The following is a 17,492-nucleotide window of genomic DNA, read 5'->3' on the forward strand; positions in this document are numbered from 1 at the left end:
GGATAAAACAAAATCCGATGAACCTAAATCGTTGGCAGACCTTTAAATATAATAAACGTGGTTATTGGTCGTTATGGCTGTTTAGCGGATTATTTTTATTTAGTTTATGCGCAGAGTTTATTGCCAATGATAAGCCGTTGTTAGTGCGTTACAACGACAGTTATTACTTACCCATTTTATATGATTATAGCGAACTGGAATTCGGTGGTGAGCTGGACATTCTCGCAGATTACCGTGATGAATATATCCAAGAAATTATTCTCGAGCAGGGGGATATATGGTGGCCGTTGATCCCGTTTAGTTATGATACTTTTAATTATGACTTAACTGTCCCAGCGCCTTCGGCACCCGATGTAAACAACTTATTAGGCACGGACGATCAAAGTCGTGATGTGCTCGCGCGGCTTATTTATGGTTTTCGTATCTCGGTATTGTTTGCGTTAACCTTGACGATATTTAGCTCTATCATCGGGGTTATTGTTGGCGCGACGCAAGGCTATTTTGGTGGTCGAGTCGATCTGTATGGGCAACGTTTTATCGAGATATGGTCAGGCTTACCTATGCTATTTTTGTTAATTATTTTAGCCAGCTTAGTGCAACCTAATTTTTGGTGGTTATTGGGTATCATGTTGTTATTTAGCTGGATGGCTCTGGTCGATGTGGTACGCGCTGAGTTTTTACGTGGACGTCATTTAGAGTATGTCATTGCAGCGAAAGCTTTAGGTCAATCCCATCGCGCAATTATGTTTAAGCATATTCTGCCTAATGCCATGGTGGCGACGATGACCTTTATGCCATTTATTTTTACCGGAGCATTGACCACGTTAACCTCGCTGGACTTTCTTGGTTTTGGTCTCGAAGTGGGCTCTCCGTCGTTAGGTGAATTAATTAAGCAGGGTAAAAATAACCTGCAAGCGCCTTGGTTAGGTATTACGGCGTTTGTGTCCATGGGCGTGATTTTGGTATTACTGGTGTTTATTGGTGAGGCGGCACGCGATGCGTTTGATCCGCGTAAAGGAGCGTCATGAAGGTATTGGACATAAATGATTTATCGGTGAGCTTTGGCCCGCATGAGGTTGTTAAGCATGTGTCTTTTTCGATTGAAAAAGGTAAAACATTCGCCCTCGTTGGTGAAAGTGGTTCGGGTAAATCAGTCACCGCATTATCTATTTTACAATTACTGCCGTTTCCGGCCGCGCACTATCCATCAGGCTGTATTAAGTTAATGGATAAAGAAGTGATTGGCAAAAACCATGCCGTCATGCAATCGTTACGTGGTAATAGTGCCAGTATGATATTTCAAGAACCGATGACGTCGTTAAACCCGCTGCATACCATTGAAAAACAAATATCTGAAATACTTTTCCTACATCAGGGGTTAAATAAAAAGGCAGCACATTCTCGTTGTTTGGAATTGTTAGCATTAGTGGCAATTCCCCAACCTGAAAACCGCTTAAACTCTTATCCGCATGAATTATCTGGTGGTCAACGTCAACGTGTGATGATTGCGATGGCGTTAGCCAATGAACCGGACTTATTAATCGCCGATGAACCCACCACTGCCCTGGATGTGACGGTGCAATTACAAATTTTGGAATTGCTAAAATCATTACAAGCTAAGCTCGGTATGGCGATACTAATGATCACTCATGATCTTAATATTGTGCGACATTTAGCGGATGATGTGGCGGTTATGCAGCACTGTGAAATTGTTGAATCGGGGAGCGTCGAGCGTATTTTTACGGACCCGCAGCATGACTATACTAAGACCTTGTTAGATGCAGAACCACAACGTGACATACCTGCGTTGATAAGCTCGGAACCGTTATTAAAGGTCAATGACTTTAAGGTATGGTTCCCGTTAAAAAAAGGCTTGCTACAGCGTACTTATGACCATGTTAAAGCGGTTGATGGGGTATCACTGCAATTACATCAAGGGGAGACCTTGGGGATTGTCGGTGAAAGTGGTTCAGGTAAAAGCACCTTAGTACGAGGGTTACTGCGGTTAATTAATAGCGAAGGTGATATTTATTATAACGGTACTAATTTGCAGGGGCTAGATTTAACAGCTATGCGGGTATACCGTCAGTCACTACAAATCGTATTTCAAGATCCGTTTGGTAGCTTAAGTCCGCGTATGTCTGTACGGCAGATCATCAGTGAAGGTTTAGAGGTGCAAGGTCAACATAGCGATGCTGAAATTGAAACTGCCATTCAACAAGCTTTAGTGGATGTTGCTTTACCTACGTCTTCTTTAGATCGCTACCCACATCAATTTTCGGGTGGTCAGCGCCAGCGTATTGCTATCGCGCGGGCGTTAGTATTAAAACCGAAGATCTTGATTTTAGATGAACCGACATCAGCATTGGATCGCACCGTCCAAAAGCAAATATTAGATTTATTGTGCCAACTACAGCAACAGCATCAGCTTAGCTATATTTTTATTACCCACGACTTGAGTGTTGTTAGAGCGGTAAGCCACCGTGTGTTAGTGCTTAAAGCAGGTAAAGTGGTTGAAGAGGGCGAAACAGAATCAGTGTTTAATCAGCCCCTGCAGCCTTATACTCAAGCATTGTTATCCGCTGCTATGTGCTTTAGTTAGTGTCTATTGAGTTTGATTTAGTTAAAGCTATCTAGTGGGGGCTATTTATTAAGTGCGGCTTAATTATTTACTGGTTTAGTACTTGGAGTTAATACTTTAGAGATACTGTTATAGTGTTGATACTGGAAGCATGTTAGATTCTAATCACAAGGTTTATGCGATTTTATTAAAATAAAGGATTATGGATGTCATCACTTGGAAACGACTTTTATCAGTATCTGTTAAGCGCACAAAAAAGTGACGATGATAAAATTAAAGGTAGAGGTATTATTACCTTTGCACTGGTCGGTATTATTATTGGTGGTTATAGCGCATTAAAATGGAATAACCTCGACGTCACAGCGTTAGTCAATAGTTCTATGATTATGCTTATGGGATTTATTTGTAGTATTGTGTTGATCAAGCTTGCTGTGCATCCGATTATTGCCGGTAACGTCATGCAACTTGGTGGCATGATCCACCTCACTAATTTAATGTTTCAGACCGGTGGTGCCAGTTCACATTCGATTATGTGGATCGCAGCAATGACCGTCTTTGCTTATATACTAATGAATGCGCGATCTGGTTTTTTTTGGTCTGTGGTGATGGTGATTATTTATGTTGCGATGATCTTCATGGACTACAGTGGTTATGAACTACCGCAACTGATGTTGTCTGCAAAAGATGCCAAAGTTGAGCATTATTCCGCGTTATTGCTACCTCCTCTCGCTATTTGGTTTTCAAATCATTACAACAATACATTACGCAGTAAAGCGATAGCCAGTAATCAAGCTGCACTATTGGCTGCGGAATCTGCGTCACAGGCGGCGGTGGAAAGTCGTGAAGAATTACAGCTGTTATTTAATCAAGTCGGTGATACGGTCACGCAGTTGATGAAAACATCGAGTGATCTGACGACTCACTTATCGGTGATGTCAAAATATGCCCAAGATATCAATGATGGTGTTGGTGAGCAGGTTTTTGCGACCAATCATATTAATGAACTATTGCAGAATACGGCGACGTTAGTTAGCCAGTCTAGCGATATCATCCAAACGGTCAGTAATGACTCTCAGCGTGCTGAAGAGCAAGCGGATAACAGCTCTATTGCGATGACGGCAACAATTACGTCAATGTCGGATATTAAAGCCAGTAATGATGCGATTGAAAAAGCCATTATGGTGATTACCGATATTGCCAACCAAACAAACTTATTAGCATTAAATGCGGCGATTGAAGCAGCAAGAGCGGGTGAAATGGGCCGTGGCTTTGCGGTAGTCGCGGACGAAGTACGTAACCTTTCAAAACGCAGTACAGAATCAGCCAATGAAATTAAGTTACTTATCGAAAAGAGCTCTTCTGATGTAAATAATGGTTATGAAGCTGTTGAGACTAACGCTGAAACCTTTGCTGAAATTATTGATGCCGTGACGAATATGAGTGGCCAGATAAGCAGTGTGACGGATAATGTTGTCAATACGGATAAGAATATTAGCGGTGTGCTCTCTGCTAGTGAACAAGTTACCTCGGTGACGAAGAGTAACGAACTTAATGTCCAAGCGATGACTCAAAGTATCACTGAGCTATTACAAGTGAGCCATGATCTAGGCGATATGTCGAGCCGTTTGATGACGATGGTAAATAAGCATGCTTAGTTGGGCGTGAGCCCTATTCTCCTCCTGAATTAGAGTTCGTATATTGACATCGTCAGGTACCGCTGAAAAATATGGCGGGCACAAAAAAGCTCACTTATAATAGTGAGCTTTTTTGTAAATCTGAATGCTGTATTGTTCCAAAGCGCTAACCCGAAGTTAGAGTGAGATAACCAAGCACGCCGGCATTAAAAGTCCAAATACGATGTAGTTACATCTGTTTGACCAATAAAGTGGTCGGCTGTTTCGGTTTCTGATTTAAATATAGCGCATTACTTTTAATATGCAACTGCTGATATCTTATTTTTGGTGGTTTATTTTTGATGATTGTTAACTTAGTGACATAGATCGTTACGATACGTGTAAATAACTGTTAAATTAAGCCTTACCTCACAAAGGTATTAATAGTGTCTAGGGCGGAGCCTTTGCACTAATTTAATGACATAGACATAATTGCTAGATAAGGATATCAAATGCAGTTACTTAAAATAATCGTGATGATGGCGGCGTTGTTATCAACATTGTGGCCGACAGTCGCGATAGCGAATAATTGTGCCATCGTAGTAAAACTAGAGTCAGCTTATTTACAGAATAAAATCATTTACCTTGATGAGATTTTATCTCAGCCGGTGGTGAATAATCAGCTGTGCCTTAGCAGCGATATTGCGCATAACACTGACCCTTATTATTTGGAGTTATTTTCAGATCAAGGTATCAGCCTCGATGCCTTACTTATTTTTCCTGAATATATCCAACGTGAAGTGGTGACCATTACCACTGCAGATTTACTGACTAACTTTTGCCGTCAATGTCATGACCTTGAGCATTATGATCAGTTTATTAATTCAGCCTATGTCCAAGCTGTTGCTGCAAAGATGGATGCTATTATTGCTAAACGTCCGCAAGTTATTATGCTTGATGTGATCAAGCAACAATTTCAGCAGACGTTATTAAACCTCTATAAATTAGACAGAGATCCACAGCAAGTTATCGAGCAAAAGGTGGATAAGCTACCTGTCGTCATGGATGTGCAAAAAGTGGACGTAGGTGAACCTCACTGGCTTCGTCAACTGCAAGAACAAGATCTCTCGGTGCTGTTACCCCATCACTTTCTACCTGTGTATCAAGGCGCTGAGTTGAAGAATTTCATTCCTGAAGGTTTAGATCTTAACCGCATCGCAAGCTTACCATTAGCTAGTTATAGCGTTGACGCAAGTGCGAGAACAGTACTTGATTTCTACCAATCCTTGTACCCAGATTATGCTCGCATTAAGTTTGATAATTTTGTTGTGTTGGTCGAATATAAGCAGCCGTTTGAGGGATATAGTCCTGAGTACATGGCGATCCCGCATATCGTGATCTCGGCAGATCCGCTTGGCAAAGGTAATACGATATTACAAATCATTTATCGGCCAGGTATCGTTGGTATTAAGGGGAGCCGTGCGATGACCTTTAAGCCTGTGACATGAATTATTTTACTTTCATCCCAGAGCATATCTTGGGTTGTTGAGAGCGCTAAGCTGACGGCTACTCCTTGTATTATGCCTAATAATAATCCCAGTAGAATGTAATTAATAATAGGTAAATTAATGGTTTGCTCTGGAATGAAGGGGCGGGTAACTATTTTAATGTTGGTTGTTAATTCATGCTCGCCAAGCGCGTTACTTATTATGATCATTTCATGACGTGTTAATAAGTCTAAATATAAGTTATTTTTAGCGAGGTAATCTCGTTTTAATCGCTGTAATTCCAATTCAATGGTGACATATTTACTTTGATTATTTTGGAATTTTTGATGCTGCTCTTCCAGTTTTATTAGTTCTTGCGTTATTTTTTCGATGTTATTTTTGAAAAGCTCATAATTTTTAAGTTGTCTCAGCAGTAGAGGCGTTAGTTGGGTCGCGAATGCTTGCTGTGTAAGTCGTGCGATACGGCTGAGCAATTGTTCGAGGGATTGCTGAGTTTGGATATAAGTCAGCAATTCGCGCCTTTGTTGCTGTAAATTAGCTAACTGTTGATTGGTTAATTTTACTTGTGAGTGCTGCTCGGTGTAATGCAGCAGTTGTTGGACTTTTAGTGCTTCGAGTTGCGTAATTTTGTTATCAAGGAATTGAGCCGCAGGATTGGTTAGAATGAGTTTTTTGGTGAGTGATGTGAATTTAGCTTGGTATAACGCTAATTCCTGAGTTTTATTTTTTAGATTCGTATTCATATCCGTTAGTGCGAACTCCCTCGCTTCAAATAATTCAGGAATGATATCGACATGTTTTTTCGTGTAATTTAACAGAGACTGTTCGGCCTGTCGTAATATTTTATGCTGCTGATTTAGCTGATCTGCAAGAAAGGCTTTACTGCTTAATTCAAGATCTTGATTAGGCTTGGTTAAGCGCAAGATAAACTGTTCAGTGACCACGGATAAGATCACACTTAGCTGCTGTGGTTCTGGCCATTCCATTTCGATTTTGATCAGCTCTGATCCCGTTAATGACAAGTTTAAAGCGCGTTTAATTTTATTAATAACCTGTTGCTGTTGCCAAGCTGAATCATCTGGCGCTATTAACCCGACTTGTTTCGCGACTTCAAGTAATACCGGTTTACGCTTAACCAGAATATTGATCGCTTTAAAGCGAGATTGGATATTGAAGGGGAGTGATAGCTCAGATAAAAATGGATTTAATACCGTGCTTTCTTGTAATAATATCGTGGTATGCGAATGGTAACTTTCAGGAATGCTGCGCCCCACAAAGTAACCTATGATTGGCATCGTGATGATTGGGATCAGTAAATAAAAACGTTTTCGCCAAAAGATAGCACAAAGCTGATAAAGCTTAATCCATAAAGCCATAAGTCATTGCCATAAAGTTAACGCGCGTAAGGAACCTCTACTAAAGGTAGCTAGCAGTTTGAATTATGACCATATTTATTCTTATAAGCGCTTTACACTCGTCATTATCATTGCGCTGATAATAGCGCTTTACAGGTGTTTATTTATGTTCTTTTGAGCTTGTAGAGCAATCTTACAGAGGGTTTCTATACCTTGTACTACACGTGGTGAAAAACGGTGTGAGACATCGGGATTAACCCTGAATATATTACCATTCTTAACGGCTGGAATACTTTCCCAGGTTTGCCACTGTGCTAACTCTGCATCATTCACTGAACCCGCTATTATTACGGCGGGTTGTTTCACTAGTACTTGCTCTACGTTAATAACAGGGTAGGGCACTGGACTGTCATTAAACACATTATTAAAGCCACATAATTGAAATTGTTGCTGTAACCAAGGATCGTTAGCCACAGTCATTAACGGGGTTGGCCAGACTTGATAGAATAAGTCCTGTTGCGGATTCTGTTTATATTTAGTGCGTAGCGCGGCTAAGGCTTGACGGTATTTTTCGCTCACAGGTTCGGCAATTGATTCAGTGCCAAGCATTCTACCAAGTCGCTGTATTTGAATACCGATATCATCTAATCCACCCGTTTTTGAGGCATAAACCGGGATCCCAAATTTTTTCAGTTGCTTGATGTCTGCGGCTGAATTGCCTTGCTGCCAATAAATAATCATGTCTGGTTCTAACGCCAGTATGGTTTCGATGTTGATCTGCTGTGAGCTTGCGACGATAGGTAATGCTTTCGCGGCATCAGGGTAATCTGAATAAGCGCTGACGCCGATAAGTCTATCACCCCCGCCAGCGGCAAAAACCAACTCTGTAGTGTGCGGTGACAGCGAGATAATACGCTGTGGATAGTGCTGTAGATCGCCCTGTAGATGGTTTTTGGGGGAGTTTATTTGCTCTACTGATGGTTGAGCCTGTACTGGCAATGATAGTACTGATGATACCGCCATGATGAATAGCGACATGGTACATAGGTTAACGAAACGCGCGTGAACAGACATAAGAACTCATTGTGGTAAAGGAAACGTTGAAACAGCATGTTAGGGTTTTATTTTTATATACACCTAGTGCTTATTTAATTGCAATGAGCACATAGATCGCGGTGATAAAGCATAGCCAAACCGCCATTGCCAAAGTCAATTTTTGCTGTGCGCGCTGAATATCCTCGCGCTGTGCAGGTTGATTGTGACCAAGTTGACTAAAGCGCTGCATTGCGCCTTGGTATTTACGTGGACCACCAAGTTGGATCGCGAGGCTATAAGCAAAACTCGATAATAAAAAACCGCTGCCAAAGTGATGCCATTTCTTTGCTTGTTCAGTTAAATTCGATAATGGGCTTGTCGCGCGCTGTAAGCTGCGTAATGTGCATGCGAGTATAAGATGAGATGGTAATGCTAATAACTGCAATATGGCCGCTGCAGGACGACCAAAGTGATGGTTACCTGTTAGTTTGCAATTCCAGTTATGAGCCATTAATTGAATGACACGATAAATGATGGCTGGCCAGATACCTAAGCAGCTATACCAAAAAATAACGGCAAACCATTGGTAGCTATTACGTAAACACAGGCTTTCGATACTGGCTTTATGTAAGCCAAGCAAGGATAGCTGGTCTAAATCACGTAATATGCGTGGCTGTATTTGCGTGATGATGGTTTGTTTCTCGAGAGTGCCTAAATCAACTGTAGGTAAACTGATTTTTTCCCACTGTAATAAACACAGTAACAATAGTAATTCAAAGAGAATACTTTCAATCACAATAAATTCAATGACCACGGCGATGGCTAATATAAAGCCGAGCATGATGATCGTGGCAAGGCTGCCTGCGATGACTTGTTGCTGGTCGCTACGCTGGGCGTTATTGACTTTATTTGCAATAGCACTAAATAGGTTGTTTATCAGTTGCGTAGGGTGATAGCGCGCTGAACAGAGCGGTAATCGAGCAATAATGATAGCAGTCAGTAAGATAAATACTGACTGCATACTGGTCCAATCCATGGCCAAATTCATGCTATTTTAATTCTTTAAGCATGTTTAGTACCATAGCTGAAGAGTTTTTCGCTGCAACAACCAGGTATTCTTCAAATGATGTTGGTGATTCTTTACCAGCGATATCAGATAGAGAGCGGATCACTACAAATGGCACGTCAAACTGGTGACATGTTTGTGCAATTGCTGCCGCTTCCATTTCTACTGCGGCCATTGTAGGGAAGTTTACACGTGCTTCTTCTACTTTTTTCGGATCACACATAAAGCTATCGCCAGTACAAATTAGACCTTCGATAGTGTTGATTTCGCTGTCTGCTGTAATGGCTTTCTTCGCTGCTTCAACAAGGCGAGTGTCAGGAATGAATGCTGCAGGTTTCTGTGCACATTGACCAATTTCGTAACCAAATACAGTTAAGTCTACATCGTGATGACGTACTTCACTTGAGATCACTACATCGCCAACTTTAAGGGCTTTATCATAACCGCCAGCAGAGCCTGTATTGATGATGTAATCAGGCTTGTAATGTTCAAGTAGTAACGTTGTCGCTACTGTTGCCGCTACTTTACCAATGCCTGACTTACTTAAAATAACATCATGACCAGCAAGCGTGCCACTATAATACTCACAACCAGCTTGAGTAAATGTTGTTACGTTGTCTAGTTGCTCACGCAGGATCTCAACTTCCTGCTCCATTGCGCCAATAATACCTATTTTCATCGTTGTCTCTAATCTATTTCGAAAAATGCTATGCTAGCACAATTTGGGAGTGGAATTAATGGCCGTATTAATTAAAAGAAACGCCTAAGCCAAATGCAAGTCGAAAATCATTTTTATCTAGTTGCATACCATCCACATCTAATAACGGGTTATTGACCCTGTCCCAGAAAAAAGTAATCTCAAAATCCAATACATCGGTTAATTCAATATCAAAGTTCATCTTGGTATTTTGTAAATAACCACCAAGTTCAGACTCTGTGGCTGTTATTTTATAACTTAATTCAAAATCAATTTGGTCATGGATTTCACGTTCATAATCGACGGTCAGGGATACCGCGAGACTGGAGTCGCTACTATTCAATTGGGTGTCAGTATATTCATACCTGGTGTACAGATACGAGGGACCTAAGTTCATTTCGAGCTCTTGATCGCCATCATCAATAAATTGATAACCGATACCCATACCGACATTGACTCGGCTGTTTACATTTTGCAGTGGATCACGGAAAAGGCTTAAATCAAGCGGTCGGAAAAATAAATCTTTGTCGCTGTAAACATCGTAGGTCGTTGTAAAACGATGGTTTTCATCTGTTTGCACGTTATTTGTTTCACCAATAATAGCGACATATGACGCCTTAATACGTGATGCTGTCGTGTGTCTAGACAGCTCTGCATTGGTATTATACTCAAGCTTATTGGTATTACCTGAGCTAAGGTTAGCGCCAAAAGTAATCTTACCTTGCCAAATATTGGCACCAGTTTCGAGACCGGCGATCAGCGTCATTAGCTCGTCTTGGATAACTTCATGTTGGCGGTTATTACTGACAATTAATATACCGTCTTCAAGCGCAATCGTACCGGTAATTATCTCGCCATTAATGGTTCTAACGGTAAATAGCTGACGGCTGTTAATACGGCTGATATCACTCCAGCTAATTTTTAAATCGCCAAGGTCGTCGCTATCAAAAGCTAATTTATCATTATACAAATCTTCGATGTTACCAATTAAGAATTCACCTGATTTAAGCCAGAGCCAATCTTCGTCTACACCTAAACTATCTGCAAGTATGACTTCTTGGCTGTTTTCTGTCGTCGTCACAGCATCGCTATTTTCGGCGATATTGGTACTGACTTTGGTTGGCTCACTCTCGGGGCTAGGCGTATCGGTGTTGATATAGTCGCCTAGGATTATCTCTTGCGCAGCAAAACTCGGTGCGCTAGATAGGGCACTGATAAAAATGAGCGTTATGCTGGTGACTACCAATCGGTGTAGGGCAGTTATGGAGAGATTAAACGAATTCATTATCACCAAGTATTGGGGCCATCAAGACCGTTAAATTGACGGACATGATACAAAAAAAAAGCACGTAATTAAATATATTATCGTTTTTCTGACGCTAATTTACATATAAAAAAAACGCTAGCATAATTATGCTAGCGTTTTTAGTTAGATAGTAGAAGCACGAATTATTTAAACGTCTAAATAATCCAGCATAGCTTCAGCTGCACGTCGACCTTCATCAATTGCTGTTACCACAAGATCTGAACCTCGAACCGCATCACCGCCAGCAAATATTTTAGGGTTTGCTGTTTGGAATGGGAAGTCACTTTCAGCTGGGGCAATAATCCCATTCCAGCTATTTGTAGTAACACCTTCATCCAATAACCACTGTGCCGGATCTGGTTGGAAACCAAACGCTTGAATAACGGCATCGGCTTTGAGTACGTGTTCAGAACCAATCACTTGCTCGGCACGACGACGACCATTTGCATCAGGCTTACCTAAATGGGTTTTAACCATTTTTACGCCAACGGCTTTATCGCCAACGACTTCGACATCAAGTGGCTGTAAATTCCATAAGAATTTCACGCCTTCTTCTTTGGCGTTTTTAACTTCACGCTTAGAACCTGGCATGCTGATTTCATCACGGCGGTAAGCACAAGATACCGTTTTTGCACCTTGACGGATCGCGGTACGTACACAGTCCATCGCAGTATCACCACCACCAAGGACAACAACGGTTTTACCTTTTAGATTGATAAACTCATCAACACTCTTTTCAAAACCGAGCTCATGATTGGTGTTCGCAATCAGGTAAGGCAGGGCATCATAAACACCTTGCGCAGCACCATTGTTAAAGCCACCGTTGATGTATTTATACGTACCAACACCAACAAATACCGCATCGTATTCTGATACTAAGTCACTGAATTGAATATCTCTACCAATCTCAGTGTTGAGGCAAAATTCAATGCCCATTTCAGTGAATACTTCACGGCGATGGGTCATCACGCTTTTATCTAGTTTAAATGCCGGAATACCAAATGTTAACAGACCGCCAATTTCAGGGTTACGATCGTATACTACTGGCGTAACACCATTACGGACTAAGATATCTGCAGCGGCAAGACCTGCTGGACCAGCGCCAATAATCGCGACTCTTTTATCGTTGCGAATTACTTTTGACATGTCAGGACGCCAGCCGAGTTTAAAGGCTTCATCGGTAATATATTTTTCGACATTACCAATTGTGACGGCACCGAAGTCATCATTTAGGGTACAAGAGCCTTCGCATAAGCGATCTTGTGGACAAACTCGCCCACAAACTTCAGGCAAGCTGTTCGTTTCATGACAAAGCTCTGCCGCTTCGATAATACGGCCTTCTTCAACGAGTTTTAGCCAGTTAGGAATGTAGTTGTGTACTGGACACTTCCATTCACAGTACGGGTTACCACATTCTAAACAGCGACCCGCTTGCATTTTTGCTTGGTTCGACGTAAATGGCTTATAAATCTCGATAAAGTCGACTTTACGGATCTTTAACGGTTTTTTTACTGGATCAATGCGTTGTACATCGACAAATTGAAATACATTATTACTCATGATCCCTCCTATTGAGCCTGGACACGTAACTCTGCAGCAGAGCGTGATTTGTGGCCAAGTAATGCGTTAATATCAGCTGATTTAGGCTTGATAATAAAGAATTTATTTACCACAGTATCGAATACATTAAGCAGGTCTTGCGCATGCTGACTGCATGTGTGTGCAAGGTGTTCAATAATAATACCGCGGAGATGTTCAACATGCATTGGGTAATCCGTTACAGCATGCTTTTCAACAAGTTCATAGTTAATTTTAGACGCTAATTGGCCATCTTCATCATAGATGTAAGCAAAACCACCGGTCATACCTGCACCGAAGTTAACACCTGTGTTACCCAGGACTGTGACAATACCACCGGTCATGTATTCACAACCGTTATCACCGATACCTTCAATAACCGCATTGGCGCCCGAGTTACGAACAGCAAAACGTTCGCCAGCTAAACCTGCCGCGTATAATTCGCCACCTGATGCGCCATATAAACAAGTATTACCTGCGATCACCGCTTCATTTGATTTAAATGCTGAACCTGGTTCAGGGCGGATCATAATACGGCCACCTGTCATGCCTTTACCGACATAATCGTTGGCATCGCCAGTTAGGTTTAGATTCAAGCCACCCGCATTCCACACACCGAAACTTTGACCAGCAGTACCAGTAAAGTTAACGGTAATAGGTTCTGCTGCCATGCCCTGGTTACCGTGTTGTTTAGCAATTTCGCCAGACAAACGTGCACCCACAGAACGATCGGTATTTTTAATTGGGAAACTACTTGATAACCCTGTTTGCTCAGTAATTGATTCTAAGTAGTGTGCAATTAACGTTTCGTTAAGCTCTGCTTTATCATACGGTTCGTTGGTTGCTTGACAATATATACCTAGGCCTGCTTTTGGCTGTGGTTTATAGGTAATGCCAGACAAATCAATTTTACGTTGTTTTTCAGTTAAGCCGTCTAGTTGTACTAATAAATCAGTACGACCAATTAAATCAGTTAACTGCGTTACGCCAAGCGATGCCATGATTTCACGGGTTTCTTGGGCGATGAACTTAAAGTAGTTCATAACCATTTCCGGTAGACCATGGAAGTGATCTTGACGTAATTTTTCGTCTTGTGTTGCAACACCTGTCGCACAGTTATTTAAGTGACAAATTCGTAGGAATTTACACCCTAATGCAACCATAGGACCAGTACCGAAACCAAAGCTTTCAGCACCTAGTATCGCGCCTTTTACAACGTCTAAGCCAGTTTTTAAACCGCCATCAACTTGTAAGCGAATACGATGACGTAAGCCATTTTCAACCAATGCTTGCTGAGTTTCAGCTAAGCCAAGTTCCCAAGGGCTACCAGCGTATTTCACTGACGTAATTGGACTTGCAGCTGTACCGCCGTCATAACCAGAGATCGTGATTAAATCGGCATATGCTTTAGCAACACCAGTCGCAATCGTACCAACACCGGGTTCTGATACTAATTTCACCGATACTAATACAGTTGGATTAATTTGCTTAATATCGAAAATCAGCTGAGCTAAATCTTCAATTGAATAGATATCGTGATGCGGTGGCGGTGAAATTAGTGTTACACCTTGCACTGAGTTACGTAGTTTGGCAATTTCAGCTGTTACCTTGTGACCTGGTAGTTGCCCACCTTCACCGGGTTTTGCACCTTGCGCTACTTTAATCTGAATGATTTCAGCATTCATTAAGTAATGTGGTGTTACACCGAAACGACCAGATGCGATCTGTTTGATTTTCGATACTTTAAGCGTACCAAAACGGCGTGGATCTTCACCACCTTCACCTGAGTTTGAATTACCACCTAAGGTATTCATCGCAATCGCCAATGACTCATGCGCTTCAGGACTTAATGCGCCAATTGACATAGCTGCAGTATCAAAGCGTTTAAATAGGTTATCTTCATGTTCTACAGCATCAAGTGCAACCGGAGTATCCGATACTTTAAGTTGTAGCATGTCACGCAGACTTGAAATCGGGCGCTCATTTACTTCTTTTGAATACTGTTGGTAATCTGCATATTCACCACTTTGCACTGCTTTTTGTAGCGTGCTAACCACATCAGGGTTATAAGCGTGATATTCGCCACCATGAACATACTTCAGTAGGCCACCTTGTGAAGTTGGCTTACGTGTTGTCCATGCTAGTTTGCTTAATTTCTGTTGATCAATGTGGAAGTCGCTAAAGTCAGCACCTTTAATACGGCAGCTGGTACCTTTAAAGCATAGTTCGATCACTTCATCAGCTAAACCAACGGCTTCAAACAATTGCGAACAACGGTAGCTGGCAATGGTTGAAATTCCCATTTTTGACATGATCTTATACAGACCTTTATTAATACCATTACGGTAGTTTAATAAAGTTTTTGTTGTGTCTTGCTTGATTGTGCCTATTTCAACTAATTTACGTAGTGATTCATAAGCAAGATACGGGTAAATAGCCGTTGCACCAAAACCAATCAATACAGCAAAATGATGCGGGTCACGTGCACTTGCTGTTTCAACCACAATGTTGGTATCACAACGTAAGTTCGCTTCAACCAAGGCTGTTTGTACCGCACCGACAGCCATTGCTGCTGGAATAGGTAAATTATTTTTAGTCAGTGTCCGATCTGTTAAGACTAATAACACTGCGCCAGAACCTGCTTGCTCAACAGCTTCAGCTGTAATGCGCGCGACTGCGCGACCTAATGTTTCAGCTTGGCCATCAAAGCACAGGTTAATTGTTGCTGTTCTGTAGTATTCATTACTTAAATCGGTCACTTGTTTAAAGTCAGAATAAAGTAATACTGGCGAATCAAATAGTACGCGGTGCGCATGACCATGTGTTTCGTTAAATACATTGTGCTCACGACCAATACATGTTGCCAGAGACATCACATGGTTTTCACGTAATGGATCTATCGGCGGATTGGTTACTTGCGCAAATTTTTGGCGGAAGTAGTCATACAGCGAGCGGGTTTTAGTTGACAACACAGCCATCGGTGTATCATCACCCATAGAGCCTGTGGCTTCTTGGCCGTTTTCGCCTAACACACGTAGAATTTGTTCTAATTCTTCTTTGCTACAATCAAATTGTTTTTGATACGTAGCTAATTGTTCGTCATCAAATGTGCGTGTGCCAATGGCTTCTGGAGGCAATGCTTCAAATGGTGTTAACTTCGTTGAATTGTTTGATAACCATTCGCGGTAAGGATTACGGCCTTTTAATTCCTGGTCAATTTCCCAAGAGGTCCATAATTTACCTGTTTCGGTATCGATAACAAGTAATTCGCCTGGACCAACACGGCCTTTTTCGATTACTTCATCCGCGCTGTAGTCCCAGATACCTACTTCAGAGGCAACGGTAATCAAACCATCTTTGGTTCGTACATAACGTGCCGGACGCAAACCATTACGATCTAGACCACAAGCAGCATAACGGCCATCACTGAGGACGATACCCGCTGGGCCATCCCAAGGTTCCATATGCATTGAGTTGAAGTCATAGAATGCGCGTAGATCATCATCCATATTAGGGTGATTTTGCCATGCAGGCGGAACAAGCAGACGGAAAGCACGGAAAATATCCATACCACCGGCTAAGAATAGCTCAAGCATGTTATCCATTGATGATGAATCAGAACCTTTGGTATTCACAAACGGCGCAGCATCATGCATGTCAGGAAGCAGTGGCGAGCTAAATTTGTAGCTACGTGCACGTGCCCACTCGCGGTTACCTTCGATGGTATTAATTTCACCATTGTGCGCCATAAAGCGGAATGGTTGTGCTAACGGCCATTTAGGCGACGTATTTGTTGAAAATCGTTGATGGAATAAGCAAATTGCAGATTGCATACGAAGATCGGCAAGGTCTAAGAAAAACTTAGGCAGATCGCCCGCCATACACAAACCTTTATAGATAGTTACTAGGTTTGATAGGCTGGCAATATAAAAATCGCTGTCATCGGTAATACGTTTTTCGATACGACGTTTAGTTAAATATAAACGGCGTTCAATATCTTTTGGAGCCCAACCTGCAGGTGCACTAATAAATACCTGTTGGATTTGTGGCAGCGATGACATGGCAATTTCGCCAAGCACACTGGTATCAAGAGGGACTTCACGCCAGCCAACCACATTGAGTGTTTCGCGTTCGAGTTCTTCTTTAATGATTTGTTTTGCTGTCGCAGACTTATCCGTATCCTGATTTAAGAAAATCATACCAACGGCGTAATTATTGCCTAGGTTCCAATTATTTTCTATCGCGATGGCACGGAAAAAACTGTCTGGTTTCTGCATAAGTAAACCACAGCCATCCCCTGTTTTTCCATCTGCTGCGATACCGCCCCTATGTTGCATCCGGTCTAATGATGATATAGCGACGCGCACTAACTTATGGCTAGCTTCACCTTCTTGGTGGGCGATTAAACCAAAACCACAGTTGTCTTTTTCCAGCGACGGGTCATAGACTGACATTGCACTTCTCCCTTGCATTCAATTTACTAAATACTGATTGTGTATGCCTCATTGAGATTCTACTCAGAGTTTAAATATACATACAAAAATAGGTAAATCGTTAAAGTTTCCAAAAGCCGAAAATTGGCTAACCTGCCAAATTTACCAGAATTAACACTTAGGTCAATCTAAAAATGTATTCTGAGTTACTTATCACCTTTTCATATAAATGGGCCATTTGTTTTGTCATTGGTCAATAAAGTGTGATAAATATTGATGATTGTTTAAGATTTGGTTTTTAATTTTGGAGATATGACATT

The 17,492-nt window shown here is 41.6% G+C and carries 11 protein-coding genes; 4 read left to right on the forward strand and 7 right to left on the reverse strand.

Annotation, left to right across the window (positions count from 1 at the left end; translation table 11 throughout):
* Window positions 1-2 precede the first annotated feature (2 nt).
* The 4 genes from JFU56_RS09275 (at window position 3) to JFU56_RS09290 (ending at window position 5,702) form a co-directional block, all read left to right on the forward strand.
* Window positions 3-1,028 carry an ABC transporter permease gene (locus tag JFU56_RS09275; RefSeq protein WP_206759245.1) on the forward strand — a complete coding sequence of 342 codons (1,026 nt, stop codon included), beginning with the start codon at window positions 3-5 and terminating at the stop codon, window positions 1,026-1,028.
* The gene (locus JFU56_RS09280; protein ID WP_198437010.1) at window positions 1,025-2,602 is read left to right on the forward strand and encodes an ABC transporter ATP-binding protein; all 1,578 of its coding nucleotides are present in this window, start codon (window positions 1,025-1,027) and stop codon (window positions 2,600-2,602) included. The genes JFU56_RS09275 and JFU56_RS09280 overlap by 4 nt, the downstream gene beginning before the upstream one ends.
* A 185-nt stretch (window positions 2,603-2,787) precedes the next feature.
* Entirely contained in the window at window positions 2,788-4,236 is a 1,449-nt protein-coding gene (locus tag JFU56_RS09285) for a methyl-accepting chemotaxis protein (RefSeq protein WP_198437011.1), read from the forward strand.
* A 470-nt stretch (window positions 4,237-4,706) separates the two neighbouring features.
* Window positions 4,707-5,702, forward strand: coding sequence for a hypothetical protein (locus JFU56_RS09290; protein WP_198437012.1), 996 nt, complete (start codon window positions 4,707-4,709; stop codon window positions 5,700-5,702).
* Here the strand turns inward: JFU56_RS09290 and JFU56_RS09295 are convergent.
* The 7 genes from JFU56_RS09295 to gltB all read right to left on the reverse strand — a co-directional run bounded on the left by JFU56_RS09295 (window position 5,639) and on the right by gltB (window position 17,193).
* Window positions 5,639-7,078: a polysaccharide export protein gene (locus tag JFU56_RS09295; protein ID WP_198437013.1), complete on the reverse strand. Its 1,440-nt coding sequence runs from the start codon at window positions 7,076-7,078 to the stop codon at window positions 5,639-5,641. The genes JFU56_RS09290 and JFU56_RS09295 overlap by 64 nt on opposite strands.
* A gap of 129 nt (window positions 7,079-7,207) precedes the next feature.
* Entirely contained in the window at window positions 7,208-8,131 is a 924-nt protein-coding gene (locus tag JFU56_RS09300) for a cobalamin-binding protein (protein ID WP_198437014.1), read from the reverse strand.
* Window positions 8,132-8,201: 70 nt separating this feature from the next.
* On the reverse strand, window positions 8,202-9,113 hold the full coding sequence (locus tag JFU56_RS09305; RefSeq protein ID WP_242065926.1) for a cobalamin biosynthesis protein: 912 nt from the start codon (window positions 9,111-9,113) through the stop codon (window positions 8,202-8,204).
* Between the two features lie 28 nt (window positions 9,114-9,141).
* Entirely contained in the window at window positions 9,142-9,837 is a 696-nt protein-coding gene (gene mtnN, locus JFU56_RS09310) for a 5'-methylthioadenosine/S-adenosylhomocysteine nucleosidase (RefSeq protein WP_198437016.1), read from the reverse strand.
* Between the two features lie 67 nt (window positions 9,838-9,904).
* On the reverse strand, window positions 9,905-11,140 hold the full coding sequence (locus JFU56_RS09315; protein WP_198437017.1) for a YdiY family protein: 1,236 nt from the start codon (window positions 11,138-11,140) through the stop codon (window positions 9,905-9,907).
* 168 nt (window positions 11,141-11,308) lie between these two features.
* A complete protein-coding gene (locus JFU56_RS09320; protein WP_198437018.1) occupies window positions 11,309-12,721 on the reverse strand; it encodes an FAD-dependent oxidoreductase in 1,413 nt (470 codons plus the stop codon).
* Window positions 12,722-12,729: 8 nt separating this feature from the next.
* Complete coding sequence (gene gltB, locus JFU56_RS09325) at window positions 12,730-17,193, reverse strand: glutamate synthase large subunit (RefSeq protein ID WP_198437019.1); 4,464 nt, start codon at window positions 17,191-17,193, stop codon at window positions 12,730-12,732.
* Window positions 17,194-17,492: the final 299 nt, after the last annotated feature.

Source organism: Moritella sp. F3, assembly GCF_015082335.1.
Lineage (GTDB): Bacteria > Pseudomonadota > Gammaproteobacteria > Enterobacterales > Moritellaceae > Moritella.

What these genes read in the sequence shown, in the direction of transcription:
- JFU56_RS09280 (WP_198437010.1), top strand. Translation starts at nt 1,025, where the DNA reads ATGAAGGTATTGGACATAAATGATTTATCGGTGAGCTTTGGCCCGCAT.
- JFU56_RS09285 (WP_198437011.1), top strand. Translation starts at nt 2,788, where the DNA reads ATGTCATCACTTGGAAACGACTTTTATCAGTATCTGTTAAGCGCACAA.
- JFU56_RS09290 (WP_198437012.1), top strand. Translation starts at nt 4,707, where the DNA reads ATGCAGTTACTTAAAATAATCGTGATGATGGCGGCGTTGTTATCAACA.
- JFU56_RS09295 (WP_198437013.1), bottom strand. Translation starts at nt 7,078, where the DNA reads ATGGCTTTATGGATTAAGCTTTATCAGCTTTGTGCTATCTTTTGGCGA.
- JFU56_RS09300 (WP_198437014.1), bottom strand. Translation starts at nt 8,131, where the DNA reads ATGTCTGTTCACGCGCGTTTCGTTAACCTATGTACCATGTCGCTATTC.
- JFU56_RS09305 (WP_242065926.1), bottom strand. Translation starts at nt 9,113, where the DNA reads ATGCAGTCAGTATTTATCTTACTGACTGCTATCATTATTGCTCGATTA.
- mtnN (WP_198437016.1), bottom strand. Translation starts at nt 9,837, where the DNA reads ATGAAAATAGGTATTATTGGCGCAATGGAGCAGGAAGTTGAGATCCTG.
- JFU56_RS09315 (WP_198437017.1), bottom strand. Translation starts at nt 11,140, where the DNA reads ATGAATTCGTTTAATCTCTCCATAACTGCCCTACACCGATTGGTAGTC.
- JFU56_RS09320 (WP_198437018.1), bottom strand. Translation starts at nt 12,721, where the DNA reads ATGAGTAATAATGTATTTCAATTTGTCGATGTACAACGCATTGATCCA.
- gltB (WP_198437019.1), bottom strand. Translation starts at nt 17,193, where the DNA reads ATGTCAGTCTATGACCCGTCGCTGGAAAAAGACAACTGTGGTTTTGGT.